The following is a 25,569-nucleotide window of genomic DNA, read 5'->3' on the forward strand; positions in this document are numbered from 1 at the left end:
TTGATTTAAATTCAATTCAACTTCTTAGGTGTATAATTTATTATAGGCATTTGATAAAAAAGAAAAAATAAAATGGAAAGGAGTGATATAAATGGGTGTTTTAGATAAGATTAAGCCGGGTGTAGTTTACGGAAAGGAGCTACATTTTTTATATGAAATATGTAAAAAGGAAGGATTTGCTATACCTTCTATTAATTGTATAGGAACAAATTCTATTAATGCAGTTTTGGAGGCAGCAAAAGAAATTAATTCTCCTATTATGATACAATTTTCTAATAGTGGTTCTGCTTTTATTTCTGGAAAAGGATTAAAGATGGAAAAACCACAAGAAGTTTCAATAGTTGGAGCTATTTCTGGTGCTATGCATGTTCATTTAATGGCAGAGCATTATGGTGTTCCTGTTGTTCTTCATACTGATCACTGTGCTAAAAATTTACTTCCTTGGGTTGAGGGGCTTTTAGAGTGTGGAGAGAAATACTATAGTCAGCACAAAAAACCACTATTTTCTTCACATATGTTAGATTTATCAGAAGAACCTATTAAAGAAAATATTGAAATTTCTAAAAAATTCTTAAAAAGAATGGCAAACATTGAAATGTTTTTAGAAATAGAGCTTGGAATTACGGGTGGAGAAGAGGATGGAGTTGATAATTCAGATAGAGCTTTGCATGAACTATTTTCTACTCCTGAGGATATTTATTATGGATATTCAGAACTTTTAAAAGTTAGCCCAAATTTTCAGATCGCAGCAGCTTTTGGAAATGTTCATGGAGTATATAAACCGGGTAATGTTAAGCTTACTCCAAAAGTTTTAAAAGATGGTCAAGATTATGTAATATCAAAAACAGGAGTAAATGTTGCTAAGCCAGTTTCTTATGTTTTTCATGGAGGATCTGGATCTACAATTGATGAGATTAATGAGGCACTTTCTTATGGCGTTGTAAAGATGAATATTGATACAGATACGCAGTGGGCTGCTTGGGAGGGTGTTCTAAATTATTACAAAAAAAATGAAAATCGTTTACAAGGGCAATTAGGAGATGGCAAGAATATTGATATTCCAAATAAGAAATTTTACGATCCAAGAGTTTGGTTAAGAGAAGCTGAGGTTTCTATGAAAGACCGTGTGAAGATTGCATGCAAAAATCTTAATAATATTAATAGGAATTAAATAAAAATTCACTAATTTTTATTTGCAAGCTGCTTTTTGAGCGGCTTTTTTATTATTCTAATAATATTTTAGATATTTAATTATAATAATTATTGATTGATATATTTTTTACTATTTATTAGGTATGTTTTTTGTTATTTTTTGTTTGTTTTTCAAAATTTGAATTATATAATAATTTTTTTTAAAAATTATTATATAATGCTGTGTTTATGAAATTGTTTTGATTGAAGAAGTAAGTAATTAATAAGATTGTTTTTAAATTTTAAAAAAGCATTTTGTTTTGGATTGACTTTATGTGTTTTTATATAAATTAAGTGTCATCAGCAACAATATTGATTCCCAGTTCTTCAAGTTGTTCATTTGAGATTTTAGAGGGAGAATGATCAAGAGGGCTTGCTGCAAAAGAATTTTTAGGAAATAGTATTACATCTTTTATTGAAGTTGATTTTGTCATCAGCATTATCAACCTATCAATGCCAATAGCAATACCGCCATGATTAGGAGCCCCATATTCTAATGCTTTTAGAAAAAATCCAAATCTATCTTCTGATTTTTCTTTTTTAAATCCTATCATGTTGAAAATTTTTTGCTGAAGCTCTTTATTGTGTATTCTAATTGAACCTGAGCCAAGTTCTACACCATTTAAAACAAGATCGTAAATTTCACCTATAACTTTTTTGGGATTTTTTTCTAAATTGTCAATATATTGTTTTTTGGGAAGCGAGAACATGTGATGAGCTGGTGCATAGGTTTTTGTATTTTCGTCATATTCAAATAGTGGAAAATCGTAGATCCATAGAAATTCAAATTTATTTTCATCTATTAGCCCAAGATCATTTGCAATTTTTATTCTAATTTGACCCATTGCTTTACATGCAGTTTCCCAATTATTATTGGCTGTAAAGAAAATTATGTCATTATTTTTTAAAGAATGGGTTTTTATTAATTGTTGTTCTTCTGTTTTTAGAAATTTTGCAATTCCTCCAGAAAATTTATTGTTTTCAATTTTTGTAAAATAAAGCCCTTGCACCTTGTAAAGCTTTGCAATTTCTTCTAAATTATTTATTTTTGTTCTTGAAAACTTATCAGCCCTATCTTTTACTATTAAAATTTTAATTGCCCCTTTGTTTTTTAGAGTATCTTTGAATATATTGAATTCTAAATTTTTTAGATTGCGACTTATATCTTGTAATTCAAGTTCAAATCTAGTATCTGGTTTATCGCTTCCATATTTATTCATTGCCGTTTTGTATGTTATTTTTTTGAATTTTTTAGGTAAGTTGATATTAAGGCAATTTTTAAATATTAAAAAAAGCATATTTTCTATTAATTTAAAAATATTTTCTTTTTTGACAAAGCTCATTTCAATATCAAGCTGAGTGAATTCTGGTTGCCTATCTCCTCTTGAATCTTCGTCTCTATAGCAACGGGCTATCTGAAAGTATTTGTCAAATCCCGCTATCATTATGAGTTGTTTGTAAAGTTGTGGAGATTGAGGTAATGCATAAAAAGATCCTTTGTGAATCCTTGATGGGATTACAAAATCTCTTGCGCCCTCTGGTGTTGATTTGACAAAAGTTGGAGTTTCTAGTTCTAAAAATTTTCTTTTTACTAAAAAATTTCTAATAAGGTGGGTAGCCTGACATCGTAAAATGATTTTATTTTTCAATGAATCTCTTCTTAAATCTAAGTATCTATATTCAAGTTTTGAGTTTTCACTTGCATTGTTGTCATCTTCTATTATAAACGGCAATTCATTACACTTTGAAATAATTTCAATGTTTTTTGCCAATATTTCAAAATGTCCTGTTTTCATATTTGCATTTATCATGTTAGGAGGTCTTTTGATCAACAATCCTTGAATTTTAATGCAATATTCAAGTTTTATTTTTTCTGCTATCTTTAAAAGGTATTCTTCATTTACCAGAACTTGAGCTTTTTCATATCTGTCTCTTATATTTATAAAGATAAATTTTCCGTGGTGTCTAATTTTTTTTACCCAAGCATTTATTTCAACTTTTTTGTTTATCAATTTTTCATTCAATTCATTACATTTGATAACTTTAAACATAATTCAACTCACTATTATATTATAAATTTCTTTATCTGTTTTTGCATTTAAAATTTCTTTTTTATACAGATCAACTTTGCCCACAACAGATGCTAAAATTCTAGGGTAACTAACGTAATCTTTTGCCGGACACAGTATTAATATAAAAACATGACTTAAATTTTTGTCAAGAGCATTAAAGTCAATTCCTTCATGGCTTATTCCTATTGCAATATGTATTTTTGATATTAAATTTGTTTTTAAATGAGGAATGGCAAAGCCTTCTTTTAGTGCAGTAGTAATTAACTTTTCTCTTTCCATTAAATCTTGGAATATTCTTTCTTTGTCGATTTCAATGTTTATTACGCTTAGAAGCTCTCTTATTACATCCGCCTTATTGCTTGATTTTAATTCTAGAATAATATTTTCCTTTTTTATTCTTTTATTTAGATTGATATTTCTAAGGATTTTATCGCAATTTATTGAGTAATCTAGTTTTTTTGCCCTTAAAGAGACTGTTTCAACTTCTTTGGTTATTTTTTCTAGGTTTAAGATTGTTTCTCTAAAAAGATCTTGTATTATAATTAAATGATTATTTGGGCATTCGAATGTGATTTTACTACCTTCTCGTTTTATTGAGAAGGATATATTGTTTTTTCTTGCATTAATATATTGTGAAGAATCATTTTTAATTTGTTGCGTAAAAAATCCTTCTTTTCTTAATTCATTTTTAAAGTCCCATATAAGAATTTTGGCTAAATTGTCATATTCGAATGATACGCATATGTGTGTATTTTGATCTATTGGTAGTTCTTTTTTAAGTCCACTTTTATTTATTTTAAATAAAAAGTTTATTATGGGTGTTGCAACGATTGTTGGCAGAAATACCATTATTATTATGATTCCAAATATTTTTTGGCTAATAAATCCCGAAGATAGTGCTACATTGGCCATAATAAGTGAAACTTCTCCTCTTGGAACCATTCCAGTTGCAATTTTTAAGGCTCCAAGTTTATTAAATCCTAAAAAGAGTGCTGGGATAAAGCAAAATATACTTTTAGTAATTATTGCTATTGCGCTAATTACTAATCCCAAAATAAGAACTTCTTTTGAGAGTATTTCATTAATATCTGACATAAGTCCGATTGATGTAAAAAAGATCGGGATAAAAAATCTTTCAAAGATTGTTAGTTTATCTTGAATTACGTATACGATGTCTGTTTTTGACATAGCAAGTCCAAATACATAGGCCCCAACAACAAAAGACATTCCTAAATTTTGAAAAATGCTTGCAATAGTAAGGGCTAGAGAGAGTGTTATTACGGTTGCTAAGGTGACACTGTTTAATTTTTTCAACAGCTTTGAGAGTGTTTCTGATATATATATTAAAGAGAAAGTTAAGCATAGCCAAATTACTATGTTTTGAATGATGGTTTTTATCGAGCTTGCTATATTAAGATCTGATATGGATCTTGATATAGTTATTACACTTGTAAGCATAAGCATTGAAAGTACATCATCAATAATTGAAGTTGAGATTATTGTCACTCCTTCTGAGGTGCTCATTTTTTTCTTTGCCGAGAGTATGCTTGCTGCGATTCCCGCTGATGTTGGTGTTCCAATGATTCCAATAAAAAGTGATGTTGGACTTATTAGGGGAACGTTAAAAATTATGCTTGCCATTAGTGCAAAACTTGTGAAGGTTCCAACAACCTCTGTTATTCCAATAATTCCTCCTCGGGGCAAAAATTTGATAAACAATTTTAAGTCAGTTTCAAGTCCTGCTGTGAAAAGCAATATTATTGAAGCTATGGTAGAGATTGCAAATATTTTTTCATTTATTAAATAATTTTCTCCAATTTGAGTTATCCCTAATGGGAATAACAAAGGTATTTGAATTTTTCCAAAGGCATTTGGACTTAGAATTATTCCTGCCGTTATTTGTCCTATTACTTTTGGAATTCCTATTTTAGCTACTAGATTGCCTATTGAAATAGATGAGATTACTATGATTGCTAGACTCATGACAAAAGCCGACATTTTCACTTCAATGTCGTATTTTGTTGAGTATGGAAATAGAAGATTAGGCAAGTGTAGTAGTATTGTTATGTAAAAAATTTTTTTGTTCATTTTTCAAGCTCTTTTGAAAAATTGTATTTTAGCAAATTTAACAAATTTTTAATTGCCAATTTTTCTTTTTTCCCTACAACTGTTATTTTTATTTTTTCTTTGTAAATTATTCTTAATATAATAATTTCGATTGTAGACTTTGCATCAGCTTTTCTGCCATCTTTTATTGTTATTTTTATGTCGCACGAAGGGTGTTTATTTGCAAATTCGGCAATGCTGTTTGCCGATCTTGAATGTATTTCATCTTTATTTATTATCTCAAATTTTACTTCTTGCATTTTTTACTTATCTTATTTGTTTTTTTTCTCTTTCTCTTTAGTTGCTGTTTTGTAAAGTCTTGCTATTGCGCCATCAATAAGATTGAGAAGTATTTTGCCATCTTCTCTTATATGTATTATTTTCCCCCAATTAAAGTGAATATGTGCGTCCAATTCAAAAAGCTCATGTTCTTTTTTAATTGTAATTTTTAAATTATCAACATGTTTTTTGATATGAGTATCAAATTTTTCTAGCTTTTTAAGAATAAAATTTTTTTCATTCTCATTTAAGCTGTAATTAACCGTTTGAATTTTAGGTTCCATAATATGTTCTCCCTTTCTCAGATTTCAATTCATTTCTATACTTGTTCACTGTTCTTCTAGAAATAGAGATTCCTTTGGATTTCAGTATAGCAGAAATCGCTTTATCTGACATCTTTTTATTTGCTTCTAACAACTTTTTGACTGTTATTTTAATGCTTAATTTTGAAAATTCATTTGTTTTTGCTCCACCAACAGAGCTAAAAAGCTCTTTGATTAATATTGTACCCCATTCGCATTTTAAGTATTTATTTTTTATTGCTCTTGATATTGTTGATTTTGATACATTGATTTTTTCTGACAGAATGCTCAAGTTCATTGGTCTTAAGCTTTTAAAACCCCTTCTTAGAAATTCTTTTTGTAATGTATATATAGCTATTCCTATTTTTGCAAGTATTTCGTCCCTATATCGTAAGGATTCGATTAACCACTTTGCTTTTTTTTGTTTTTGGGGATTTTCGCCTGTCCTTTTAAGTTCTTTTTTAAAGATGCTAACTTCTTTGATTTTAATTTTAAATTTGTTATTGTGATTTATTATTAATATATCTGGATCGACATAGAAATTGGTGTCGTCTGAGTCTTTAAATTCGAGCGTTGGGTTGGGGTTAAGTTTTTGTCTAATAATTTCTAAAGCCGTGTTAAACTCTTTGTTTCTTATTTTGAGCTCTTCTTTTAACTTTTCTTGAGTTTTTTCAAGAAGCTCTGCTTTTTCAAGAATTTTAATAATATTATTTTCTAATTTTTGATGCTTTGCTTGCAAAATTAACGATTCTATTATGTTGGGGACACAAATTCCAATTGGATCAAATTTTTGAATAAGTTCAATTATTTTTTTTACTTTTTCTTTTTCTTCCTTTTTAAAAAGATCATAAGGGTTTATTATATGAAAACCTTTGCTGTTTAGATTGTTTATGAGTATTTCGCCTATTTTAATTTCATCTTCATTTATTCTTTGAATTCTTAATTGTAGCAATAGGTGTTCTTTTAAAGAATTATTTGTTTGTGTTTTTTCAAGAGCTATGTCGTGTTGGTTTTTTATCACAGCATCTTCTTTGTAAAAAATTTTTTTAAACCTATATGTTTTTAATGTTTCAAAAAATATTTTATTTGAGTCTATTTCTAGGCATTCGTTATTTTCGCTTTCTTCTAGTATAAGTTTTGTTAATTCTTTTTGATTAAGGCCTAATATTTTTATTGTTTGTATTTGAATTGAATTTAAATTTTGGGATAATTTTAATTTTTGTTTAATCATATTTATATTAATATATAAAAAAATCCACTAAGTATAATTACTAATGCTGGACTTATTTTATTATAAAAAAATAAAATAAAAAAATTAATTCCCACAATAGCCAGGGTTCTCAAAAGCTCTGTTTTGTTGTTTTCTATCTTTAAATATGTATTTTCAAGCAAAATGATTATTGTAATTATCCACAGCGCAACAATAATAGGTTTTAGATTATCTAGGCAATAATTTAAAAAGACGATTTTGTGTAGTATTAGGAGGATTATAATCATTATTATTATTGGAGCTGTTATTAATGATACTGTAGCAATTATTGCTCCTGCAATTCCTGCGGTTTTCATTCCAACGTATGTTGCTATGTTTGTTGCAATAGGCCCGGGGGTTATTCTTGATATTGTAATCATATTGACAAATTCTTCTTTTGTTATCCAATGTTTATTATTAATTATTTCGTTGTTTATTATTGCTGCAATTCCATTGCCGCCTCCGAAATTTAATAATCCAATTTTTAAAAATGTAATGAATAAATTTATTAAAGTCAATTGACATCCTTTTTCTATTTAGTTAATATTTTTTTTATTGTTATATATTTAAGTGTGTATATTAAAAAGAAAATTAACAATATATATGATATTCTTATTTTTAATTTAAAAATTGCAAAAATTACAAGAAAACATATTGTCCATTTTATTATAGAGTTATTCAACATTTTTTTGGAAAATTTTAAAACAACGGTTATCATTATGACAATTGAAGATATTTTTGCACCTTCGAGAAATTTTTCAACATGTATGCTATCTGGTACTAATTTTAGGTAAAGAAAAACCATTATTATTGCAATAATGGAAGGCAAAATTCCTGCAACAACTAGCAAAATTGCGCATGGGAAACCTCCAAATTTTCTTCCTACTAGGAACACAAAATTAATTGCTGTAACTCCAGGAATAACATTTGATGTTGCTAGTATTTTGTTAAAATCGTCCTCAGATATTATTTTTCTTTTTTTAACAAATATTTTTTTAAGCTCAGATATAATTATTAATCCTCCGCCAATTGTAAGTGTTGTTGTTTTAAAGACAAGTAAAAACAAGTCTAGAATTTTATATAGTTTTTTTTGTTTCTTTTTATACATTTGTTTTGTCAAATTTAGTAAAAACCTTTGGATAATAATTCTATCACAAATATTGTTGTAATGTTCATTTTGTTGTTGGGCGGTATTGATGAAAACATGCTTTATTATGGTTTTAAAATATTGATCCATTTGTCATTGACTCATTGGTTTTATTGGGATTTTATTGGAAGGCTTGTTTGTTTTTTGTGCTATAATTCAATTAATTTATGTAAAGCTTGGAAGGAAAGTTTAATTTGTTTAAGGAGTTTTTTATATTTCAAGATTATTTTAATTATATTGTCGAGGGTGTGGTAGGCTATGGTTTAAAAGTTTCGATTGCTATAGTGCTGTGGTATTTTTTAAAGTTAATAGTTAATAAAATGGGAAAAATTTTATTTAAGACTTTAGAAAAGTCCAGATTAGAGGAGAAGTTAGAGGTTACAGTTTTTAACTTTTTAAAATCTTTTTTCAAAATATTAACAGACTTTGTTATTGTTTTAATAATATTGCCATATCTTGGAGTGCCTACAACATCTATTGTTGCTGTATTTGGATCATTAGGGCTTGCCATTGGGCTTGCTGCTCAGGGTATTTTATCTAATTTTGTTAGTGGATTTATTGTTTTAAATTCTAAGTTTTTTAAGTGTGGAGATCATATTCAATGTGGAGATGTTGAAGGCTTGGTTGAGGATGTCCAAATTTTTTTTACTACACTTAAAACATTTGACGAAGAAATTATTAAAATTCCAAACAGCAAGCTTACATCCAATTTTGTTGTTAATTTTTCAGCAAGTCCCAGAAGAAGGGTTGTGTTTTCATTTCAAGTTCCCTATGATACAAATATTGGTTTATTAAAAGATAAAATAGAGGATATAATGATTTTCAATAATAAAAAATTTGATGTTCAGATTTGTTCTCCTACTCTTATTGTCAAAAAGTATACTCCCTATTATATGGTTTTGCAAGTTCGATTTTTTGTTAATACAGAGGTTTTTTGGGATTTTAAATATTTTATTGGGGAGTCTATTAAAAATGTTTTATTGGATATGAAAATTAAGTTCCCAATTTGTTTTGTGCCTTTTGATTAGCTATATTAATGATTTTTTTTTGCAATAATTTCTGAATAATAGTTTTCAATTTTTTTTGTGAAAAAATAGCTTGAAAATTTAGTGGAATATTTTTTTGCATTTTGTTTAAATGTTTTTAGTATTTCATCATCTTTTATTACTTTGTCTATGTACTTAGATAAGTTCTCGTATTTTTTTATTAAGAATCCGTTTATTCCCTCTTTTATTACGTCTTTATATATATAATCCTTTATTAAAATAGCAGGTATTCCAGCAGTTAATGCTTCTATTACTGTCATTGGATATACTTCACTTTTTGATAGGCTGGCAAAAATATCAGAAATTTTGTAGTAATAGCATATTTCTTCCCATGGAATTGTTCCTATTAACAATATTTGTTTTTCAAGTCCATGTTTGATGCTAAAATTTTTTATTTCCTTTTCTTCACTTCCTTTGCCAATAATGATAAGCTTATAGTTTTTGTTTTGCAATAAAAGATCTTTTAAGTGTGTTACTAATAAATTTATGTTTTTTTCTTTATTTATTCTTCCAACAAATATTATTATTTTGTCTGTTTGCTTTATATTGTGCTTTTTCAAAATTTCATCTTTTTTTTCTTTGCTTAGATTTTTTATAAAAAGCTTTCTGTCAACTCCATTTGGAATTATTTTATAGCTAGAAGAATTGTTTGAAAGTTTGAAATACCTTTCTTTTGCTTTACTTGATGGGTAAATAAAATATTTTATTTTATTGTAATGTTTCCGCATCATTTTGTCGGGTTTAATAAAATATTTAAAAATTCCTAAGTAATGCAAGTAATAATCCCACATTGTATGGCTTGTATGAACTATTGGTATGTTTTGTTTTAATGCAATTTGTTTTCCAATTTTTCCCATAGAAAACTCGGAGTGAGTATGAATGATGTCTGGTTTATAGTTTTTTATTATTTTGGATATTTTTCTTTTATTGGGAAAAGCTATCACAGCATCAAGTTTTTTATTTATTTGAATAGATGGGCATCTGTAAACGTTTTTCTCGTTTAAAGATGTTTTGGATTTTGGACAAAATATGTAAACTTCATAGCCAGTTTTTTCAAATCCCTCTTTAATTTGTTTTATTGACGTTGCCACTCCATTTTTTTCTGGGATATACGTATCTGTAAATATTGCAACTTTCATATTCTCCTCCTAGCTTAAGTATAATATATTTGGCACTTGGATTATAATTTACTTTGATGGAAGCGGTTTATTTATTGTTGGGTAATGAGCAGGGTTTAAAAGAGGCTTATTTAAAAGAGCTGTTAATCAAGATGGGTGCTTTTAAGTCCAAAGTTTCAGTTACTAAAATTTTTTTGTCAGAACTATCAGCTTTAGAATTCGCTGAGAAACTATTTTCTAATTCTTTTTTTTCAAAAAAAGAAATTTTTATTGTGTATGAGTCTGAACTTTTAAAAGCAGGAAAAGATTTAGAGCTAGTATTTAATGCAATTTTAAAGTCTAGTAATAAAACCGTTATTTTTATTTCTAATAGCAATACATGTAATATTGATTTTAAAAATAAGCTTAAGTTTATAAAAAAAGTTTTTTATGAGATTCCTGATGATGATAAATTTACATTTGTGAGAAGAAATTTTTTTAATCTTAATATTAAAATTACAGATTCTGCAATAAATTTAATGCTTTTAATGTTAAATTCAGATACTAAAATTTTGAAATTTTATATAGATTCTTTTGCACTTTTTGCCAAGAATAATACCATTGATGAGGAAGATATAACTTCTTGGATTAGTTTTATTCGCTTTGAAAACACCTTTTCTTTATTTAATTCAATTTTGAGAAAAGATATAACCCATTCTTTGATTAAGATTAAATCTATTTTGGATCAAGGAGAAGATTTGCTTAATGTTTTAATGAGTCTTATTTGGCAATTTAAAAGATTATTAAAGGTGCAAATAGATTATAATGCATGTGGGAGCTTGCAGAGTGCATTGAATAAGAATAAAATCTTTTTTTCATTAAATAAAATTTATAGAGTGGGGATTAAAAATTATTCAATTCCAGAAATTAAAATTGTTTTGAAAATTTTATATAAGTTTGATTTATATTTGAGAATTTATTCTAAAAATATTCATCAAAATTTGTCATATTTTTTAATATTTTCAATTTTAAAGCCCAATAATAATTTTTTAATGCATTTTTCTACAAAATCAAAGTTTAATTTTTAATATATGAAGCAAAAATTAAATTGGATTTTATTGTTTTGTTTTTTGTCTTGTAGATCTGAAACTAGATTGGCAGAAATTGTTTTAATAGAGTTTTTTGATTCTATTAAAAATTTTCAAAGCAGTCCTGAAATATTTTTTAATTATTTGAATATTCCAAACGATGATGATCTGATAGCAAAAATTAGTGGGTTAAAATCTCAGGCAAAGGACGATTTTATTTTTTATCCTTTATTTTTTAATAATCTAAGATATGAGATAATAGGTAGAAAAAATATTTCTAAGGGTTTTGAATTTGAAGTTGTTATTAAAAATATTAACTTTCAAAACGGTATAGAAAAATTTTTGGCCAAATTGAATAAAATTGAAGGGAGATCTTTAAATATTAAAAATTTAGAAAAAAAAGAGCGTAAAAAAATATTTGACAATTTAATAAATGAAGTTATTTCAGAGCTAGATGATTTTGATTACACAGAGTTCATTCATTTTTTTAGAGTAGTTAAGAGTTCTTCTGAAGATTATAAAATAGAGCTTTTGGGAGATGTTTTAAATATACAGGTTAGAAATAAACTTATTAATGATCTTTTTTTAGTTTTATCACCTGGAATTTCAAATAGTGTTTTATTTTAAAAAAATATTAATAAATAATAATCTAGTTTAAAGTTTTGTAATTTTACCGTTAATTTATAGGTTATATAAAATTTTAATTAAATTTAAAATTTATTTATCTTGATTATAATTTTTTATTGAGTTTTCTTTTATTGCAAATTCTTTTATTCTTTTTGCAAGTTGAATACTTACTTTTATTTTTTTCGAAATTTCATTTTTATTTAAAGGTAATATATCCCTATAGGTTCCAATTGATTTTAATATTTTCTGGGCTGTTTTTTCTCCAATTCCGTGTATTTTTGTATACAATAGGGCTGTTTTTTCTCTTCTTTTTTTGTTAAATCCGTTGGCTTTTCTATGTGCTTCATCTCTTACATTTTGCAGTATCCTAAGGGCAGGATGTCCTTGGGGCAGAGTTATTCCTTTTTTGCTGGTTGTTAAGAATATTGTTTCTTGTTTTTTTGCCAACGAACAGACCTTAACTTTGCTTTCTATTTTTAAGCCCTTTAAGATAGAAAGAGCAGCATTTAATTGTCCTTTGCCTCCGTCAATTAAAATTAAATTCGGTAGTTCTAAGTTGTTGTTAATTATTTCTGAATATCTTCTTGATATTACTTCTTTTGTTGCCTTAAAGTCGTCAATTTCTCCTTTTAATAGTGAGTTTAGTTTGTAAAGTCTGTAGTTTTCTTTAAGGGGTATTCCCATTTTAAAAGTAACCATAGAAGCTACTGTTTCTTGACCGTTAAGATGAGCAATGTCAAATCCTTCAATTATTTTGGGAAGTTTGTCCATTTCTAAAACAATTTTCAAACTCTCAAGTGCTTTGTTGTTTTTATTTTCATATTCTCTTAAAGATAATTCAGCATTAGATATGGCCATTTCCATTATTTTTAAAATTTCTTCTGTTTCTTTGTAAATAATTTCTGTTTTTATATTTTTAATTTCATTTATTAGTTTTTCAACATTTTTAGTGTCGATATCTTTGAGAAAAATATGAATTTTGTCTGGTACTATCATATTAATAGATGTGTAATATTGAATCAAAAATTGTAAAATCAGTTCATTTTCTTTGCATATACTCTCATCAAAGTTTACATCTCTTTCAACTAATTTCCCATTTCTATATTTTAATACTATTATTGTATTTACATTTTCTCCTGGATGAACATGTACATAGTCTATGTTTAAATTATTGCTTTTTGTAACGATTTGGATTTGATTTATTTCTATTAAAGAACTTTTAATTTCTTTTAATTTGATAGCGGTTTCAAAATCTTCTTTTTGTATGGCAAGTTTTAATTTTACATCAATTTGACTTAATATTTCGGATATATTTCCACTTAATATGGATTTTGCCTTATCTAGCTCTTTTTGATATTCTTTTTCAAGGTTTTCCTTGTAGCATACTCCAAGGCATTGCCCCATATGGTAATATAGGCAGGGAGCACTGGATTTTTTTTTACACTTTCTAATCTTAAATGTTTTGTTAATAAAATCTAGTACTTGGTCTAATTTTTTTACATTGGTAAACGGTCCAAAATATTCGCTTTGGTCATTAATTATTTTTCTGGTTTTAAAAATTCTTGGGTACTTTTCGTGGGTTATTCTTACCATGGGATAACCTTTTCCATCTTTTAATTTTACATTGTAATCAGGTTTGTGGGTTTTAATTAGATTACACTCTAGAAGCAATGCTTCGTATTCGCTATTTGTTGTAATAACTTCTATTGATTTTACATTTTTCATTAATATTTGGATTTTGTGACTATTTTTTTCTAAAAAATAACTTTTTACTCTTGATCTTAGATTTTTTGCTTTTCCAATATAGAGTATTTTTTTATTTTCATTGAGCATTTTATAGCAACCGCTTGTGGTTGGTAATTTTATTACTTTTTCGAATAAACTTGTTAGATTCTCTTTCATAACGTTAGGTAGTTTTTAGATTTTAAAAATTATCTTATGATATAATATTGTAACATAAGGCAGCTTGTTTTATGTTTTGAGGCATTTAAAAAAAATGAATAATAACAAATAAAAGGTCAAAAATGAGATTGATTTTAATACTCTTGCTATCTTTTTTGTGCTTTTCTATTCTTTTATCTCAAGAATTGAAGTTAATACTTGATTCGAAAAAAAATTTTAAATTTATTCAAGATTCTAGCAATGTTACTTTTGAAAGGGATATGAGGGGGTTACTTGGTATTTATTTGGATAGATATAAAGCTGTTTTAGATTTGAATAATATTGATTTACGCTTAGAAATAGGAAGAGATAATAAATTAAAAGACACTTCTTCAAATTATTTAGTTAGTGCAAAAAGTTCAAGAGTTTCAAATGAATTTCGTAATGTTTCTAATGGCTCTTTAATTTTTTATTCCAATCAAAATTCCGTTAAGTTTAAGCCGCTGACAGAAAAAGCTTTCTTTTTTTCAGGCAATACTGTTTCTGATTTTACTATTAAGTTTTGGGTATATCGAACAACTTCTGTTACAGGAGAAATTATTTTTAGTTGGGATGGTTATAAAAAGATTAATAATTTGTGGGTAGATCAGTCTATTAGATTGGAAAGCGATGAGGGAAATTTTGTTTGGGTTTTAAATAATGTATTTTTAAAAGACAATAAAAACCCTATCAAAATTAGAATGAAAAGTCATGATGATTTTATTCCAAAGAAATGGCATTTACATACTTTAAGATATAGGCAAAAAGATGGCATACTTGAATATTTAATAGATTCTAAGCCTCAGGCAATAGAATATGTAACAGATGATAAGAAGGAAGGATCGGGGTATTTATTAAGTATTGGTAATTTTATTGATTTTACTTTGGGAACTTATTTTACTGGTGCGGTTGAGAATTTAGAAATACATAAAAGCTTTGAAGAGGTTAGTAATGCTTTTTTTTCAAAGAATATGGGATATATTATTACAGAGCCTATTAAGCTTTCTAAATATTATTCTCAAGTATTGTCCTTTGATGTTGATTCCAATGTTCCTAAAGATACAGAGATTGTTTATTATTATAGATTAGATAATAAGGTATTTTATGATACAGATAGTCATGGGAATATTAAAAAAAATTTAACTGGAGCGTGGATTTATTTTGATCCTAAAAAAGATTTTCCAGATTCAAAGATATCAAAATATATTCAAATAAAAGTTGAATTTTATCCCAGTGGGGATTCTGTAAGCAGTCCTTCTCTTTATAGTATGTCAATTACTTACGTTCCTGAAGCAGCTCCATTTCCTCCTGTGATAACAAAAGTTATTCCAGGCTCTAGGGAAGTTTTTATTGAATGGATTCCTGTTGTTAATAATAGCGTTGAGGGGTATTACATTTATATTGGCGTTGCTTCTGGTAATTATCATGGAAAAACCAATGGTGTTTTAACTTCTCCTATTGATGTTGGGAATCAAACTTCTTTTAAGATTACAGGGCTTGAAGACGGAAGACTTTATTATATTAGTATTGCTGCTTATAATTTGGATAAAAGTGTTAATAAGACTTCTTTTTCAAAGGAAATTTCTGTAAGGCCTATGGAGATTTTTAAAAAATATGAATAACTTTAGTTTTGAGAAGGCTTTAAATTTTTATAAAAATGGTGATTTTAAAAGTTCTCTTGATAATTTAGATGTTTTTGATGAGAAGTTTGATTCTCTTTCACTTAAAGCTCTTATATATTTCAAGCAAAAGGATTATAAGGCTCTTTTATATGTTTTAAATACTTATCCTGTTGTTTTAAGTGAATATAATTTTTTAATTAAACTTATAAATTATGGTAAAATTGAAAAAAATAAAGATGATCTAGGTCCTTTTGAGAATTATAATTTAGGCGTTTTTTATTTCAATTTAAAAGAATATAAACTTGCTTTAAGTTGTTTTTTAAAAGCTAAAGAGCAAAAATCTGATTTTGTACAAGCTTTAAACAATAGCGCCGTTTTATTTGAAATTTTGGGCAATAAGGACGAGGCTTTAAAATTATTTTTTGAGGCGAGAGATTTGGATCAAAACAATTCTATAGTTAAGCTTAATATTTGGATTTTAAAAAACAGTGAATCCCTTCAGGCAGCAAACTTTTTAAAAGTAGATAAAATTTTTTTTGATGCCAATCTTGCTCTTGTTGTTAACTATTTAATGTATTATTTTTATTCTATTGGGGAAATAAGCAGAGCAATTAGGCTTTCTGAGAAATTTTTAACAGATTCTCATTATTCCAAATATATTTGGCACAATAGGGCAACTATTTTTCATAAAATAGGCAACATGACTCAAGCCACAACATCCTATGTTAAAGCCATTTTAAATTTTCCGAATATTTATACAATCTACAATATGCATATTGCAACAGTTGAGCTTTTAAAATTTTCTCCCAAAAAGTCTATTGAGAGAATGGTTAATGATTATTCTAATCTAGATTTGATATATTTCTATGCAACCTTATTTTTTCTTAGAAATCGCGATCTTGAGGATGCCTATTTTTATATGAAAAAACTTTGTGAACTTAATCCAGACCCTTATTCAAAATTTTTAAAATTGCTTGAGTCTAGCGAGGATATGTTAATTGAAGCTCTGCTTGAAGAATTTGCAGTATCTTTAAAAGTAAATTGGTATTTAGAGTATTTATTTTTTATTGACAATTCTTTAAATTTGAGAGATCCTATTTTTGTTTTTGATCACAATATAAGAGTAAATACGTATATTTGGAGAATTAAAGATGAGTGTATTGAATTAAAATTTAGCAACAATGAGGAAAAAATGGTTAAAGAAATCTTACATGAAGAATGTATTTTGCCCGAAACTGACATTTCTATTGGGGATTTCCAAAATTTAATAGAAGCTTATAAAGAGTTTAGAATAAATTACTAATATTTATAATTTATTCGGTTGACAATAATAATATCTCTAAGATAATATGTATTAATGTTATAGGAGAGATGCCAGAGTGGCCGAATGGGGCTTCCTGCTAAGAAGTTGTCCTTTTAAAAGGGGACCATGGGTTCGAATCCCATTCTCTCCGTAATTATTTAAATCTTGACAGCGTTGTACTTTATTTATTAAAATTTGTTTTAACTCTGGAGAGGTGGCAGAGTGGTTTAATGCTACGGTCTTGAAAACCGTTGTAGGTGCAAGCCTACCGTGAGTTCGAATCTCACCCTCTCCGTAATTATCATTTAATTTTAAGTATTAAGATTGGGAATGAAGGCTTTTGTTTGGTTAATATTCATTTTCTGTGTTTTCATGTATGGGAAATTGAAACTCAATTTTATCGCAACCATTACAATCATTTGAGAATGGATCATAAAAAACTATAATTTGGTTATTTTTAAAGTAATATTTATATCTTGGAAAGATTGTTGTTAATTTTTTTTCCAATTCTTTTGAACTGTGTTTTTCTTTGACATAAAAATCTTTAATTCTACTTTTTAGTTGTTCTTTTAATACATTTATTAAAGAGTCTAGCTGATCTTTTGATATTATTTCTGAAATTTCTATTTTTTTGTTTCCTTTTAAGTTTAAAGAATAATATTTCAAGAAGGTGCTTGATTCTTTTTCTCTAAAAGATTCTTTGTATAAAATAGATGTAATGCCAATATTTTCATTTTTAAATATTGTAAAGTTGGAAAAATAAAAATATTCATTTTTTGAGTTTTCGGTTTTTGATATTTTATTTTCGATGTATTTTTTCCATTTTTTTATTAGGTTTTCAAATTCAAAGTTTGCATTTTCCATAAAAGGAATTTTTGCATCTATGTGGAGAATATTATTGTTTTTTAGTATTTCGTTTTCTTTGATATTTTTAGTTTTTATTGTTAAGTTAGAATTAACTTCACTTGAGACTGTTTTAGAGCATGACAGAATAGATAATATTGAAAGAAAAATGATTATTTTAGTTTTCACAATTTCTCCATTTTCCGGCGAATGTTTTTATTGTAATAAATAGCAATTTTTATTACAATAAAAATTAATTGTTTGTGTCCATAGCTCAGTTGGATAGAGCGTTAGATTGCGATTCTTAAGGTCGGAGGTTCAAGTCCTCTTGGACACGGAAAAGTTTGTTAGTCTGGAGAGATGGCCGAGTGGCTTAAGGCGCGCGCTTGGAAAGCGTGTATACAGTAAAATGTATCATGGGTTCGAATCCCATTCTCTCCGATTCCTAGGACCCGTACTATCAAGTATTGCTGAATCCCGTCAGGACTGGAAGGTAGCAGCGGTAAGCAATTTTTTTGATGAGTACGTAAGTCTTAGGTTTAATTTTGAGCCCAAATGTAATGCTTTGCTTTATGTTAGGATGTGGATTTGTCTTTTTGAAGCTTTCAATTTTATTATATTTTTAGGAAGCCTGTTTTGTTAGATATTTTTTTATGTTTCATAAAATTCTTTGATAATTCTTTTAAAGCGTAGTTCTGAGATATAAATATGTTATATAGTATATACTTACTAATATTTTACTTATTAAAGCACGGGGAGGTAAAAAGTTAATGGCGTCTTCAAGAGGCACTGCTCTTAAGAAACGTCCCAGAGATTTCAACTCTCTTGAAGGGCAAGACTTTGTTGTTGAAACTTTAAAGCATTCTATAGAGAAAAATAAAATAGCTAATGCCTATATCTTTTCAGGACCAAGAGGCGTTGGTAAAACTTCATCAGCCAGGGCTTTTGCAAGATGCTTAAATTGCAGGAATGGTCCGACAGTTATGCCATGTGGGGAGTGCAGCAATTGTAAATCTATTGAGAATGACAGCAGTCTTGATGTTGTTGAAATTGATGGTGCTTCAAACACTTCGGTCCAAGATATTAGACAAATTAAAGAAGAGATAATGTTTCCTCCTGCAATTTCTAAATATAGAATATATATTATTGATGAAGTTCATATGCTTTCCAATTCTGCTTTTAATGCTCTTTTAAAGACAATTGAAGAACCTCCAAGTTATATTGTTTTTATTTTTGCCACTACAGAGTCACACAAGCTTCCAGAGACAATAAAAAGTAGATGTCAACATTTTAGTTTTAAACTTTTATCTTTAGAAAAGATTTATAATATGCTTAAAAAGGTTTGCTTAGAGGATCATATTAAATATGAAGATGAGGCTTTAAAATGGATTGCATATAAAAGTAGCGGTAGCGTAAGAGATGCCTATACCCTTTTTGATCAGATAGTTTCTTTTAGTGATTCTAACATTAAATTAGATCAAATAAGATCCAAGATGGGCTTAACCAATGATGAATTTTTGGAAAAGTTGTCAGTTAGCATTCTTGGTGAAGATGTAAAAGAGCTGATTTGTGTTCTTGATTCTATTTTTTTATCTGGAGTGTCTTATGAGCAATTTCTTTTAGATTCAATTGAATTTTTTAGAGAGGCATTATTTTTAAAGATAGGTATTAAAAATTTTGAGTTTATTGGAATCAAATCTGAAAATTTGAGAAAAAAATTAATTGAGTTTGATTTGAACTACCTTGAAAGAATTATTGTTGTTTTGCTTGAAACTTACAGAGATTTGCAATTTTCGGTTAATCCAAAATATGAGCTTGAGATTAATTTTATTAAAATTTTAAGACTTAAAAATTATATTCCAAATCATGTTTTAATAAAGCAAATCCAAAATCTTGAAGACAATTTGTTAGCAAATATTGCCGTAGATTCAAATAATTTGGATGTTTTATCAAATAATAAGGGCGAAGATGATTTGGCTTTTATTCCATCCAAATCTAGCTTTAAATGTGAATTTCCCGAAATCAAATCTTTAGAAAAAGAGGAAGCCGATCGTGATGAAAATTTGTCAACAAAAATTGATAGAAATATTTTAGAGACTAGTAACATTGACGAGATTGATGAAATTTTTATTGAAGATGATAATTCGAGTAATTTAAATGATTTTATTGATATAAGAGATAAATTTATTTATATTGTTTCAAGGTATGTTCAAACCTTAGTTCATTCAGGCGAAGTTGCTATTGATAACAATGTTCTTTATTATAAGGTGTTTAGCGAGTTTGAGTATAATGAGCTTCAAAATTATAAAGGTGAGATAAGATCTGAATTTTATAAAGAATTTCCCAATTTAAGCATTGTGTTTCAGAAAAATTTTCAAAACTCTGAAAAGGATTTTGAAAAATTAGAAACTGTAAAAAATATTTTTGGAGCAAGTGAAGTTCTGGAGGGATAAAAATATGGCAGTAAATCCGTTAGATTTTTTGAAAAATATGTCTAGTGTTAAGGATAATATTGACAATATTAAAAAGGAAATTTCTAAAATTACGGTTTGTGGTAAAGCAGGTAGTAATATTGTTGCTATTGAAATGGATGGCGAATTTAATATTAAAAAAGTTTCAATTAATAAGGAATTTTTTGATGATTTAGACAATGATGCTTTTGAGCAAATGGTTAAATCTGCTTTAAATGATGCTGTTTCTAAAGTTAAAGAAGAGATAAAATTAAAAACTATGGGAGTTCTTCCTTTTGGAATGTAGTTTTTAATTTTGTAAAAGTTATATTTTGATTTTTAAATATAATGTTAGGTGCTTTATAACTTGTAGTATTCCATATAAATATAATGAATCATATATAATTTTGTATTAAATAATTATTTTTATTTATTTAATTATTTTTAAGTACATGTCCTAAATTTTAGGAGGATTTATGTCAATGTTATTACAAAAAACTTTATGTATTATTAAGCCAGATGGAGTTAGAAGGGGGTTAATTGGCGATGTAGTTTCTAGATTTGAAAGAGTAGGTTTAAAAATGGTGGCTGCTAAAATGCTTATTGTTGATGAGAGTTTAGCAAAAAAACATTATTTATACGATGATATTGCCTTTAGACATAGTGAGGCAGTTTGGAATTCTTTAATTAAATTTATTTCAAATTCTCCTGTTTTTGCATTTGTTATTGAAGGGGTTGAAAGTATTGAGGTTGTTAGGAAGCTTTGTGGTGCTACTGAGCCAAAATTAGCTGTTCCTGGAACAATACGGGGAGATTTTTCTTATCATAGTTTTAATTATTCAAATGAAAAAGGTTTTTCAATTTACAATGTGATTCATGCATCTGCAAATGAGGTAGATGCGATTCGTGAAATACCAATTTGGTTTAAAGACAATGAAATTTTAAGCTACAAAAGAGATGATGAATGTGAACATTATTATTGTTAATTTTTATAAGTCTATTTCCTTTCAAAGGAATAAGGTGTAAATTGCCCTTATCCTAATTCTAAAATAAGAGCAATTTTTGAATTTTTAGGAGAATTCTTATATAAAAGATTGCTCTTAAGAGCAGTGTTTTTATCTTGGTTTTATGTTTTACATTATAATTGATTATATAAATAAATTTTGTTTGATAAAGTTTATAATGTTGCGTTGTTATGTTTAATGGATTTTCAATTAAAATAGAAAAAATTTCTAATCTTGTAAAAAATATTTATGAAAATACTTAGGCTTTATTTATTATTTTTGTTTTTTGCTTGTACTTTCAATTATGATGAATATTCTAGTAGATCTGATATGGTCAAAAAGTTTCCTTCAATACAAATATTAGGAATCAAGTATTATAACGTTGTATACAATAAAGAGCAAACCGTTTTAAATTCTTTGAGTTTTAGTTATTTTAATGACTATAAAATTTATAAGGCAGAAAATGGAAACTTTTTATATCATTCACTAAATAATGAAATTTCAGGGAAGTTTAATAATTTGGAAGGTTCTTATATCACAAAGGATTTGGATATGAGAGATTCTGTAGAATTTAAAATAGAAGATAAAAATAATTATTATTTGCTTAATTCGAATAGGCTTTTATGGAAGAACAAAGACAAGAAGTTGCAATCTCCTCCAAATGAGCTAGTATTAATTAGGTTTAATGATAGCAAAATAAAAGGAAAAGGATTTTCTTATTTTTTAAAGAGCAATGTTTTTTATTTTGATTCTGGAGTTGAAGGAATCATGAATTGAGGGATTTAATTTTAATATGGATTTTTATTATTTTTGTTAACAATATTCAAGCAACGCAAATAGAATCCAGTCTTAAATCTGAAAGGCTTAAGGGAGATGATGAGAAAAACACTAATTTTACCTTTAAGTCAGATTTTGCACAAGGAGTAGCGTCTTCTTTTTATAAAAAAATTGTATTAAAAGGAAATTCAGAGGTCATTTCTTCAAATTTTAATCTTAGAGCAGATGAAATTGAAATTTATGGAGACAATGGCTCTTATCTTGAAGCTAGAGGCAATGTTTTTTATAAAGATTATAAGAATAAGATGAATGTTAAAGCCCAATTTTTGTTTTTTAATAGAAAGTTGGACAATTTTTATCTTCAAAAAGGGGTTGAGCTTGAAGACTTAGAAAATAATATGCTTGTTAAAGCAGAAAGAATTGAAGGTAGCAATAAAGCCAATGTTTATATTATGCAATATTCTGTTAAAATATATAAGGATGATACTTTTGCAAGAGCTGAAAATGGGACTTATAATAAAGAAGAAAAAGAAATGATTCTTGAGGGAGTTCCAGTAATTTATCAGAAAGACAACTATTATTCTGCTTCAAGAATAATTTTCAATACAAAAACTAATAGGTATAAACTTGAGGGAAGTGTTGAGGGAGAATTTACTCAAGTTGAAAATGATGTTTCTGAAGAAAAAAAATAAAATAAAAGAGATTAAGGAAAGTCTTAACCTTAATTTTGTAAATAATGTTGTCTTAAAAGCAGACAACATTATTAAAAAGTATGGCGAAAAGTTTGCTGTTAATGGTATTACAATTAACATTCATAAAGGTGAGGTTGTGGGGCTTCTTGGTCCAAATGGAGCTGGCAAAACAACAACATTTTATACTATTGTAGGTTTTATTAAGCCTAATGCAGGCAAAGTTTTAATCAATGATTATAACATTTCATCTCTTAATATGTATGAGCGCGCACGAATAGGAATTGTGTATCTTCCCCAAGATGCTTCAATTTTTAGAGAACTTACAGTTGAAGAGAATATCATGGTTGCTTTAGAGAGAAGAGAAGATCTATCTAATGCTGAGCGCAAGATAGAACTTGTGAATTTACTTAAAGAATTTGAGATAAAAAGAATACAAAGCCAAAAAGCGTATACTCTTTCTGGTGGAGAGAGAAGGCGGGCAGAAATAGCAAGAGCTTTGGCTGTAAATCCCTATTTTTTACTCCTAGATGAACCTTTTGCTGGTATTGATCCTATTGCAATTGGGGATATAAAGAATATAATAAAAATTTTAAAAGAGAGAAATATAGGAGTTCTTATTACTGATCATAATGTAAGAGATGCTTTTGATATAATCGATAGAGCTTATATTGTTTATCAGGGGCAAGTGCTTGATGAGGGTGGTGTTGATTATATAATAAGCAGCGAAAAAGCCAAGAAGCTTTATTTGGGAGAAGAATTTAGATTATGAAAACAATAGAGCATGAACTTTATTATGAATTTAGAATAGCTGATGATGTTAAAATGATTTATACCAAAAAACCTTTTAATATAAATTTAAAAGAACTTAGTAATGATAATTTTAACTTTGTTCCTAAGTCTAAGAAAATAAAATATTTAAAGCAATTGCATACAGATATTATTTATAAGGTCGAAGATAATTTTATTAATTTTCAAAAAGGGGATGGTCTTATATCTAGCTCTTTAGATGTAGCCCTTGTTGCTTACTTTGCAGATTGTCTTCCGATATATTTGTATGATTCAGTGAAAAAAATTATAGGGCTTATTCACAGTGGATATAAAGGAAGCTTTAATTTGATTATTTTAAAAATGTTGTTTATGTTTGAAAAAATGGGATCAACTTTTAAGGATTTGAAAATTGTTTTTGGACCTTATAACAGATCTTGTTGTTATGAAGTTTCTGAAATTTTCTTAAAAGAAGTAAGTAATAAATTTAGCAAGGATTTATTAAATGCTTCTTTTGTAACAAGAGATGGTAAAATATATTTTGATAATGCTAGTTTTAATTTAAATTTACTTTCTAGTTTTAATTTAAATATTTATAATTCAAAGCTTTGTACGTATTGTTTGGAAAATCTTTATTCTTATAGAAGATTAAGAGAAAGTCAAAGTTATGCTTTAATTTGGAGAATTTAATTTGAATGTAAGGGATTTGTCTTTTAAGCTTAATTCAATTTTTGATATAAATAAGTATGAGCATATTGATAAAAATTTAAATGGGCTTCAGGTAGGAAATCTTAATGCCGAAGTTAACAAGGTTGCCTTTGCTGTTGATGCCAGCTTTTCAACTTTAAAAGAAGCAAAAGGAAATGATTTCTTAATTACCCATCACGGTATTTTTTGGTCAAAAAAAGAGCGTATTGTTTCTAATATATATGGTAAAACAAAATTTTTAATTGAAAATAATTTAGCGCTTTATTCGGTGCACTTACCTATGGATGCTCATTCTCTTTATTCGCATAGTAAAGTGCTATCAGATTTTTTAGGATTAAAAAATCCTTTTGCTTTTGCAAATTATGGTGGGTGTAATCTAGGAATTATTGCCGATTCTGTTTTTAGCTTTTCTGAAATTTTAGAAAAAATCAAAAAGGAAAATAAACATATTCTTTTTTCGAAAAAGTTCAAAGAATCGGTAAATAAGGTTGCAATTGTTAGTGGTTCTGGATACTCTTTTTTTGAAGAAGCTTTATGTCATGATGTAGATTTGTTTATAACTGGTGATACTTCTCATCAAATATATTCTTTGGCAGAAGAATTCGGCGTGAACTTGATTTTTGCAGGTCATTATTTTACTGAAACTTTTGGTTTAATTAAATTAATGGAAGATTTCAAAATTCAAGAAGATTTAGAGGTTAAATTTATTTGTAAAAATACTAATTTATAAGGATTTTTGTATGGGCGCTAAAAGTAAGCAATATTTCAATATTTTTGTATTTATTATTAGTTTAATTTTTTTTGATCAACTTTCTAAGTATTTGGTTGCAAAGTATATCAAATTGGGTTCAATATATTTTTCCTTTTTTGATGATTTTTTTAGAATAATACATGTAAGAAACACAGGTATTTTATTTTCTCTGGGCTCTAATATTCACTATAGCTTGAAAAAAATTTTTTTTCTTGCAATGCCTATTTTTATTTTAATATTTGTTTTTTATCTTTCTTTGAAAGAAAGAGATTGTATTGCCAGAATTTCACTTTTATTAATTTTTTCAGGAGGAGTTGGAAATGTTATTGATAGATTGTTTAGACCTTCTGGGGTTGTGGATTTTTTAGATTTGAAATTTTATGGAATTTTTGGACTTGATAGATGGCCTACTTTTAATTTTGCAGATAGCTATGTTGTTATAGGTATGATTTTATTTTTGGTTTATGATTTTTTTATAAAAAGAAAAGCGCTTAATAAATGAAGATTTTGGGTTTTATTTTATGCATGTT

At 27.3% G+C, this 25,569-nt stretch carries 25 protein-coding genes, 4 tRNA genes and 1 other RNA gene; 20 read left to right on the forward strand and 10 right to left on the reverse strand.

Features of this window, described 5'->3' with window-relative positions; genetic code table 11:
- Positions 1–91 precede the first annotated feature (91 nt).
- Positions 92–1,171 (forward strand): class II fructose-bisphosphate aldolase, encoded by a 1,080-nt coding sequence (fbaA, locus tag LRB30_RS00435; protein ID WP_231013899.1) that lies wholly within the window; start codon positions 92–94, stop codon positions 1,169–1,171.
- A 310-nt stretch (positions 1,172–1,481) separates the two neighbouring features.
- Here the strand turns inward: fbaA and aspS are convergent, their stop codons facing one another.
- From aspS to LRB30_RS00470, 7 genes are read right to left on the reverse strand one after another with little or no spacing between them, the layout of a single operon-like run.
- A complete protein-coding gene (aspS, locus tag LRB30_RS00440; protein ID WP_231013901.1) occupies positions 1,482–3,242 on the reverse strand; it encodes an aspartate--tRNA ligase in 1,761 nt (586 codons plus the stop codon).
- 3 nt (positions 3,243–3,245) lie between these two features.
- The gene (locus LRB30_RS00445) at positions 3,246–5,351 is read right to left on the reverse strand and encodes a cation:proton antiporter domain-containing protein (RefSeq protein ID WP_231013903.1); all 2,106 of its coding nucleotides are present in this window, start codon (positions 5,349–5,351) and stop codon (positions 3,246–3,248) included.
- On the reverse strand, positions 5,348–5,629 hold the full coding sequence (locus tag LRB30_RS00450; protein WP_231013906.1) for an HPr family phosphocarrier protein: 282 nt from the start codon (positions 5,627–5,629) through the stop codon (positions 5,348–5,350). The genes LRB30_RS00445 and LRB30_RS00450 overlap by 4 nt, the downstream gene beginning before the upstream one ends.
- Positions 5,630–5,641: 12 nt before the next feature.
- Positions 5,642–5,932, reverse strand: coding sequence for an HPF/RaiA family ribosome-associated protein (locus LRB30_RS00455; RefSeq protein ID WP_231013907.1), 291 nt, complete (start codon positions 5,930–5,932; stop codon positions 5,642–5,644).
- Positions 5,922–7,181, reverse strand: a complete 1,260-nt coding sequence (gene rpoN / locus LRB30_RS00460) for an RNA polymerase factor sigma-54 (RefSeq protein WP_231013908.1) — start codon at positions 7,179–7,181, stop codon at positions 5,922–5,924. Before rpoN ends, LRB30_RS00455 begins: the two co-directional genes overlap by 11 nt.
- 2 nt (positions 7,182–7,183) lie before the next feature.
- Complete coding sequence (locus LRB30_RS00465; protein WP_231018604.1) at positions 7,184–7,717, reverse strand: chromate transporter; 534 nt, start codon at positions 7,715–7,717, stop codon at positions 7,184–7,186.
- A gap of 14 nt (positions 7,718–7,731) precedes the next feature.
- A complete protein-coding gene (locus LRB30_RS00470) occupies positions 7,732–8,319 on the reverse strand; it encodes a chromate transporter (protein WP_231013914.1) in 588 nt (195 codons plus the stop codon).
- A 221-nt stretch (positions 8,320–8,540) separates the two neighbouring features.
- Here LRB30_RS00470 and LRB30_RS00475 point away from each other — a divergent pair, with 221 nt between their 5' ends.
- Positions 8,541–9,374 carry a mechanosensitive ion channel family protein gene (locus tag LRB30_RS00475; RefSeq protein WP_231013910.1) on the forward strand — a complete coding sequence of 278 codons (834 nt, stop codon included), beginning with the start codon at positions 8,541–8,543 and terminating at the stop codon, positions 9,372–9,374.
- A 5-nt stretch (positions 9,375–9,379) separates the two neighbouring features.
- Here the strand turns inward: LRB30_RS00475 and LRB30_RS00480 are convergent, their stop codons facing one another.
- Positions 9,380–10,531, reverse strand: a complete 1,152-nt coding sequence (locus LRB30_RS00480; protein WP_231013912.1) for a lipid galactosyltransferase — start codon at positions 10,529–10,531, stop codon at positions 9,380–9,382.
- 56 nt (positions 10,532–10,587) lie between these two features.
- On the opposite strand from LRB30_RS00480, the gene holA reads away from it, so the two are divergent.
- Complete coding sequence (gene holA / locus LRB30_RS00485) at positions 10,588–11,577, forward strand: DNA polymerase III subunit delta (protein WP_231018606.1); 990 nt, start codon at positions 10,588–10,590, stop codon at positions 11,575–11,577.
- A 3-nt stretch (positions 11,578–11,580) separates the two neighbouring features.
- Positions 11,581–12,204, forward strand: a complete 624-nt coding sequence (locus LRB30_RS00490) for a hypothetical protein (protein WP_231018608.1) — start codon at positions 11,581–11,583, stop codon at positions 12,202–12,204.
- A gap of 90 nt (positions 12,205–12,294) precedes the next feature.
- On the opposite strand, the gene uvrC is transcribed toward LRB30_RS00490, so the two are convergent.
- Positions 12,295–14,106 carry an excinuclease ABC subunit UvrC gene (gene uvrC / locus LRB30_RS00495; protein WP_231014315.1) on the reverse strand — a complete coding sequence of 604 codons (1,812 nt, stop codon included), beginning with the start codon at positions 14,104–14,106 and terminating at the stop codon, positions 12,295–12,297.
- 122 nt (positions 14,107–14,228) lie between these two features.
- Between uvrC and LRB30_RS00500 the strand changes: the two genes are divergently transcribed.
- The 4 genes from LRB30_RS00500 to LRB30_RS00515 all read left to right on the forward strand — a co-directional run bounded on the left by LRB30_RS00500 (position 14,229) and on the right by LRB30_RS00515 (position 17,344).
- Entirely contained in the window at positions 14,229–15,746 is a 1,518-nt protein-coding gene (locus LRB30_RS00500) for a fibronectin type III domain-containing protein (protein WP_231014317.1), read from the forward strand.
- Positions 15,739–17,049: a tetratricopeptide repeat protein gene (locus tag LRB30_RS00505; protein WP_231018610.1), complete on the forward strand. Its 1,311-nt coding sequence runs from the start codon at positions 15,739–15,741 to the stop codon at positions 17,047–17,049. Before LRB30_RS00500 ends, LRB30_RS00505 begins: the two co-directional genes overlap by 8 nt.
- Positions 17,050–17,111: 62 nt before the next feature.
- A tRNA-Ser gene (locus LRB30_RS00510) sits at positions 17,112–17,200 on the forward strand.
- Between the two features lie 57 nt (positions 17,201–17,257).
- Positions 17,258–17,344, forward strand: a tRNA-Ser gene (locus tag LRB30_RS00515).
- A gap of 53 nt (positions 17,345–17,397) precedes the next feature.
- Here LRB30_RS00515 and LRB30_RS00520 read toward each other — a convergent pair.
- Positions 17,398–18,081 carry a hypothetical protein gene (locus LRB30_RS00520; protein ID WP_231014319.1) on the reverse strand — a complete coding sequence of 228 codons (684 nt, stop codon included), beginning with the start codon at positions 18,079–18,081 and terminating at the stop codon, positions 17,398–17,400.
- 74 nt (positions 18,082–18,155) lie between these two features.
- On the opposite strand from LRB30_RS00520, the gene LRB30_RS00525 reads away from it, so the two are divergent.
- From LRB30_RS00525 to lspA, 12 genes are all read left to right on the forward strand, one after another.
- Positions 18,156–18,229, forward strand: a tRNA-Arg gene (locus tag LRB30_RS00525).
- Positions 18,230–18,246: 17 nt separating this feature from the next.
- Positions 18,247–18,333, forward strand: a tRNA-Ser gene (locus LRB30_RS00530).
- Between the two features lie 3 nt (positions 18,334–18,336).
- An RNA gene (ffs, locus tag LRB30_RS00535) (signal recognition particle sRNA small type) lies at positions 18,337–18,433 on the forward strand.
- 229 nt (positions 18,434–18,662) lie between these two features.
- Complete coding sequence (dnaX, locus tag LRB30_RS00540) at positions 18,663–20,345, forward strand: DNA polymerase III subunit gamma/tau (RefSeq protein WP_231014320.1); 1,683 nt, start codon at positions 18,663–18,665, stop codon at positions 20,343–20,345.
- Between the two features lie 4 nt (positions 20,346–20,349).
- Entirely contained in the window at positions 20,350–20,649 is a 300-nt protein-coding gene (gene efbC, locus LRB30_RS00545) for a nucleoid-associated protein EbfC (RefSeq protein WP_231014321.1), read from the forward strand.
- Between the two features lie 169 nt (positions 20,650–20,818).
- The gene (locus LRB30_RS00550; protein ID WP_231014322.1) at positions 20,819–21,328 is read left to right on the forward strand and encodes a nucleoside-diphosphate kinase; all 510 of its coding nucleotides are present in this window, start codon (positions 20,819–20,821) and stop codon (positions 21,326–21,328) included.
- 267 nt (positions 21,329–21,595) lie between these two features.
- A complete protein-coding gene (locus LRB30_RS00555; RefSeq protein ID WP_231014323.1) occupies positions 21,596–22,123 on the forward strand; it encodes a hypothetical protein in 528 nt (175 codons plus the stop codon).
- A complete protein-coding gene (locus tag LRB30_RS00560) occupies positions 22,120–22,815 on the forward strand; it encodes an LptA/OstA family protein (protein WP_231014324.1) in 696 nt (231 codons plus the stop codon). The genes LRB30_RS00555 and LRB30_RS00560 overlap by 4 nt, the downstream gene beginning before the upstream one ends.
- On the forward strand, positions 22,793–23,584 hold the full coding sequence (lptB, locus tag LRB30_RS00565; protein ID WP_231014336.1) for an LPS export ABC transporter ATP-binding protein: 792 nt from the start codon (positions 22,793–22,795) through the stop codon (positions 23,582–23,584). Before LRB30_RS00560 ends, lptB begins: the two co-directional genes overlap by 23 nt.
- Positions 23,581–24,270: a peptidoglycan editing factor PgeF gene (pgeF, locus tag LRB30_RS00570; protein ID WP_231014325.1), complete on the forward strand. Its 690-nt coding sequence runs from the start codon at positions 23,581–23,583 to the stop codon at positions 24,268–24,270. The genes lptB and pgeF overlap by 4 nt, the downstream gene beginning before the upstream one ends.
- 1 nt (position 24,271) lies before the next feature.
- Positions 24,272–25,018, forward strand: a complete 747-nt coding sequence (locus LRB30_RS00575; RefSeq protein WP_231014327.1) for a Nif3-like dinuclear metal center hexameric protein — start codon at positions 24,272–24,274, stop codon at positions 25,016–25,018.
- A 10-nt stretch (positions 25,019–25,028) separates the two neighbouring features.
- Complete coding sequence (gene lspA / locus LRB30_RS00580) at positions 25,029–25,541, forward strand: signal peptidase II (protein WP_231014329.1); 513 nt, start codon at positions 25,029–25,031, stop codon at positions 25,539–25,541.
- Positions 25,542–25,569 lie beyond the last annotated feature (28 nt).

The organism is Borreliella americana (genome assembly GCF_021043605.1).
GTDB classification, from domain to species: Bacteria; Spirochaetota; Spirochaetia; order Borreliales; family Borreliaceae; genus Borreliella; species Borreliella americana.

Bases quoted from the DNA above. Each gene is read 5' to 3' on its own strand.
- aspS (WP_231013901.1), bottom strand. From the start codon at position 3,242: ATGTTTAAAGTTATCAAATGTAATGAATTGAATGAAAAATTGATAAAC.
- efbC (WP_231014321.1), top strand. From the start codon at position 20,350: ATGGCAGTAAATCCGTTAGATTTTTTGAAAAATATGTCTAGTGTTAAG.
- holA (WP_231018606.1), top strand. From the start codon at position 10,588: ATGGAAGCGGTTTATTTATTGTTGGGTAATGAGCAGGGTTTAAAAGAG.
- dnaX (WP_231014320.1), top strand. From the start codon at position 18,663: ATGGCGTCTTCAAGAGGCACTGCTCTTAAGAAACGTCCCAGAGATTTC.
- uvrC (WP_231014315.1), bottom strand. From the start codon at position 14,106: ATGAAAGAGAATCTAACAAGTTTATTCGAAAAAGTAATAAAATTACCA.
- LRB30_RS00555 (WP_231014323.1), top strand. From the start codon at position 21,596: ATGAAAATACTTAGGCTTTATTTATTATTTTTGTTTTTTGCTTGTACT.
- LRB30_RS00550 (WP_231014322.1), top strand. From the start codon at position 20,819: ATGTCAATGTTATTACAAAAAACTTTATGTATTATTAAGCCAGATGGA.
- fbaA (WP_231013899.1), top strand. From the start codon at position 92: ATGGGTGTTTTAGATAAGATTAAGCCGGGTGTAGTTTACGGAAAGGAG.
- LRB30_RS00480 (WP_231013912.1), bottom strand. From the start codon at position 10,531: ATGAAAGTTGCAATATTTACAGATACGTATATCCCAGAAAAAAATGGA.
- pgeF (WP_231014325.1), top strand. From the start codon at position 23,581: ATGAAAACAATAGAGCATGAACTTTATTATGAATTTAGAATAGCTGAT.
- LRB30_RS00450 (WP_231013906.1), bottom strand. From the start codon at position 5,629: ATGCAAGAAGTAAAATTTGAGATAATAAATAAAGATGAAATACATTCA.
- LRB30_RS00490 (WP_231018608.1), top strand. From the start codon at position 11,581: ATGAAGCAAAAATTAAATTGGATTTTATTGTTTTGTTTTTTGTCTTGT.
- rpoN (WP_231013908.1), bottom strand. From the start codon at position 7,181: ATGATTAAACAAAAATTAAAATTATCCCAAAATTTAAATTCAATTCAA.
- LRB30_RS00500 (WP_231014317.1), top strand. From the start codon at position 14,229: ATGAGATTGATTTTAATACTCTTGCTATCTTTTTTGTGCTTTTCTATT.
- lptB (WP_231014336.1), top strand. From the start codon at position 22,793: ATGTTTCTGAAGAAAAAAAATAAAATAAAAGAGATTAAGGAAAGTCTT.
- LRB30_RS00455 (WP_231013907.1), bottom strand. From the start codon at position 5,932: ATGGAACCTAAAATTCAAACGGTTAATTACAGCTTAAATGAGAATGAA.
- lspA (WP_231014329.1), top strand. From the start codon at position 25,029: ATGGGCGCTAAAAGTAAGCAATATTTCAATATTTTTGTATTTATTATT.
- LRB30_RS00505 (WP_231018610.1), top strand. From the start codon at position 15,739: ATGAATAACTTTAGTTTTGAGAAGGCTTTAAATTTTTATAAAAATGGT.
- LRB30_RS00445 (WP_231013903.1), bottom strand. From the start codon at position 5,351: ATGAACAAAAAAATTTTTTACATAACAATACTACTACACTTGCCTAAT.